This window comes from Protofrankia sp. Cas8, from assembly GCF_963555845.1.
Lineage (GTDB): Bacteria > Actinomycetota > Actinomycetes > Frankiales > Frankiaceae > Protofrankia.
On sequence record NZ_CAUVXI010000121.1, the window covers coordinates 3,321 to 6,718 of the forward strand.

The 3,398-nt window shown below is 68.5% G+C and carries 4 protein-coding genes; all 4 read left to right on the forward strand.

The genetic code is table 11. The features are described from left to right. Positions 1-632, forward strand: a 632-nt coding sequence (locus U9977_RS16965) for an FAD-dependent oxidoreductase (protein WP_322750247.1), incomplete at its 5' end; no start/stop codon positions are given. 12 nt (positions 633-644) lie between these two features. Continuing rightward, a complete protein-coding gene (gene thiS, locus U9977_RS16970) occupies positions 645-845 on the forward strand; it encodes a sulfur carrier protein ThiS (RefSeq protein WP_322750248.1) in 201 nt (66 codons plus the stop codon). Between the two features lies 1 nt (position 846). Continuing rightward, positions 847-1,620 (forward strand): thiazole synthase, encoded by a 774-nt coding sequence (locus U9977_RS16975; RefSeq protein WP_322750249.1) that lies wholly within the window; start codon positions 847-849, stop codon positions 1,618-1,620. A gap of 569 nt (positions 1,621-2,189) precedes the next feature. Next, on the forward strand, positions 2,190-3,398 hold a 1,209-nt coding region (locus U9977_RS16980), incomplete at its 3' end, for a hydantoinase/oxoprolinase family protein (RefSeq protein WP_322750250.1).

Consider the following 3,398-nt stretch of genomic DNA (forward strand, 5'->3'; position numbering starts at 1 on the left):
TCCGGGTGGCCGCGCGGGAATGGCTGCTGCGCGGTGGTCGGGTCGTCGGGCTGCGGCTCGCCGACGGCACCGACCTGACAGCGCCGGTAGTCGTGCTGGCCGCCGGGGCGTGGTCGGCCCGGATCGGTGGGCTGCCACCGGAGGCCCTGCCCGCGGTCCGACCGGTCAAGGGCCAGACGCTGCGGCTGCGGACCGTTGGGCCACCCCTGCTTACCTGCGTGCTGCGGGGCTCGGTCCGTGGCGCCCCGGTGTACCTGGTGCCGCGCAGCGACGGCCGGGTCGTGGTCGGAGCCAGCAGCGAGGAGGTCGGATTCGACCTGAGCCCGCGTGCCGGCGCCGTGTACGAGCTCCTGCGCGACGCCCAGGCCCTCGTGCCGGGGTTGGGCGAGGCCGAGCTCGAAGAGGTGAGCACCAGCCTGCGGCCCGCCTCGCCCGACAACGCACCGCTCATCGGTCCGTCCCGGGTGCCCGGGCTCGTGCTGGCCGTCGGCCACTACCGTAACGGCGTGCTGCTCACCCCGGTGACTGCGGATGCCATCGCCGGCCTGCTCGCCGACGGTGCCATGCCCGCCGAGGTCACACCGTTCACCCCGGCCAGGTTCGAACCCGCGGTAACCCCGACCAGGTTCTGAGGAGGATGGCGGATGACTCTCACCGTGAACGGCGAAGCCATGCAGGTACCGGCCGGCACCACCCTGCACCAGCTCATCGCGGACCTGGCCGGGGCTGGCCGGGGAACCGCCGCCGCGGTCGACGGCGTTGTGGCCCCCCGCAGTCGATGGGCGGAGCTGGAGCTACGCGCTGGTCAGCACGTGGAGATTCTCACCGCGACCCAGGGAGGTTGACATGGCCGACGACATCCTGGTCATCGCAGGCGAGGAGCTCGCTTCCCGGCTGATCATGGGTACCGGTGGGGCGCCGAGCCTGGCCGTCATGGCGGCGGCGATCGAGGCGTCCGGCACGGCCATGTGCACGGTGTCCATGCGACGGGTCGATACTGCGACACCCGGGTCGGTACTGGACATGCTCGCCGGTTGCGGTGTCCGGATACTGCCGAACACCGCCGGCTGCCGCACCGCCCACGAGGCCGTCCTGACCGCGCAGCTCGCCCGGGAGGCGCTGGAAACGGACTGGATCAAACTAGAGGTGGTCGCGGATGACTACACGCTGCTACCGGACCCGCTCGAGCTCCTCGACGCGGCCGAACGTCTGGTCGCCGACGGGTTCACCGTCCTGCCCTACACCAATGACGATCCGGTGCTCGCCCGCAGGCTCCAACAGACCGGCTGCGCCGCGGTGATGCCGATGGGCGCGCCCATCGGCACCGGGCTGGGAATCCGCAACAGCCACAACATCGAGCTGATCGTCGCCGAGGCCGAGGTTCCCGTCGTCCTCGACGCCGGGATCGGCACCGCCTCCGACGCGGCGCTGGCCATGGAACTCGGCTGCGACGCCGTGCTGCTCGCATCCGCGGTCACCCGGTCCCAGGACCCCGCCCTCATGGCGGCGGCCATGGCAGCCGGCGTGCGGGCGGGGCGACTCGCGGCACGGGCCGGGCGCATACCCAGGCGTCACCACGCGCGGGCCTCGTCGCCCACCCACGGAACCGCGGTGTTCTGATAACACGGATAACACGGACAATCCGCGAACTCGGCACCCGGACCGGACCGGCCTTCTGACCTTGATCGACTCACCGGGTCTCGTCTACGCAACGGGGGGCGGACGGGGATGGCCTTATATAGTTATATAAGTTTGCTGAAATATATTGACAATCTCTTTTAACATCACTATCATTACATACCACATCGACGCGAAACGATCCGGATCGGACCGCTTTGCCGGGCCGCCCGGATCGTTTTCGTCCACCCGGGCGAAACCGTCGTCGACAAGAATCCCGACATCAAAGAAACACGTCTGCCCGGCCATTGCCCGTGCAGGCGTCGGCCATACTCGTCAGGAGGTCGAGAAGTGCCACAGTCCACGAGTCCACCCATACCGATACTTTCCGTAAAACGAGAAGACACCGAAGGTATCTGTCCCGAATGCGGCGAAGCCGGGTTACAGCGTTATCCGGTGCTGTCCGACGGCGGCTGGTTCGAAGTCGTGAAGTGTCGCGCGTGCCTCTGCTCGGTATCCCGCACACCCTGGTCGCGCCTTGGCACGGTCATGCGACTGGAGGACACCCTGTGATGGACAGGAAGATTGTCGGCGTCGATGTCGGCGGCACCTTCACCGACGTGGTCGCCATCCACGACGGCCAGATCAGGGTCGCCAAGGTGCCGACCGACGTTCGGACGAGCGAGACCTCGGTCCTGCGCGGCGCCGCGGACATTGATGTCTCCACGGCGGACGTGTTCAACCTCGCCAGCACCGCCGGTCTCAACTCGATCATCACGAGGCGTATTCCCAAGGTCGCCTTTCTGACGACACTCGGCCACCGCGACATCCTCGACCGAGGCCGGCTGGTACGACCGTGGACGGCGCTGACCGACATGTCGTGGCGCCGCGGCATCGGCGACGCGTCCCGACCCCTGGTGCCGCGGTATCTGCGGCGCGGCATCAAGGAGCGGATCACCGCCCAGGGCGACGTCCTGATCGCTCTCGACGAGGAGCAGGCGCGCGAGGAACTGCGCGTCCTCGCGGCCTGCAACGTCGAGGGCGTCGCCATCTGCCTGATCAACTCCTACGTCGACGGGGCCCACGAGCGACGGCTGCGCGAGCTCGTCGCCGAGGAGCTCGGTGACGTGGTCTGTTCGATTTCCAGCAGTGTGTCGCCGCTGGCCAAGGAGTACGGCCGCGCGTCGACCACCGTTGTCGACGTCATCATGAAGATCAAATACACTCGATACACCGACCGGCTGACCACCGGCCTGCACGACCTCGGCTTCACCGGGACGTTCAACTACGCCGACTGCGCAGCCCGGCTGATGCCGGCCGACTACGCGATGGAGCAGCCGTACCGCCTCGTCGTCGGCGGGCCGGCCGCGGGCACGGTGTCCAGCGCCCACTTCGGCCGGCTGATCGGTGATGAGAACCTGCTCTGCGCGGACGTCGGCGGCACGTCGGTCGACATCAGCGTGGTCATCGACGGCACACCGTGGTCGAACACGACCTTCGAGCTCGAACACGACCTTGTCATCAACGCGCTCTCCACCGACATCGTGACGCTTGGCGCCGGTGGCGGCAGTATCGTCGCGGTCACCCCGACCGGCGAGATCCAGGTGGGTCCGGACAGCGCCGGTGCCGACCCGGGGCCCGCCGCCTACGGCCAGGGCGGAACCCGTCCCACCCTCACCGACGCCGGGCTGCTCATGGGAGTGCTGTCCGCGGACGGCTTCCTCGGCGGCACGATGGCCCTTCATCCCGAGCTGGCCCAGGCCGCGTTCGAAAGCCTGGAC

Coding starts and splice junctions, on each gene's coding strand:
- thiS (WP_322750248.1), top strand. CDS start 645: ATGACTCTCACCGTGAACGGCGAAGCCATGCAGGTACCGGCCGGCACC.
- U9977_RS16975 (WP_322750249.1), top strand. CDS start 847: ATGGCCGACGACATCCTGGTCATCGCAGGCGAGGAGCTCGCTTCCCGG.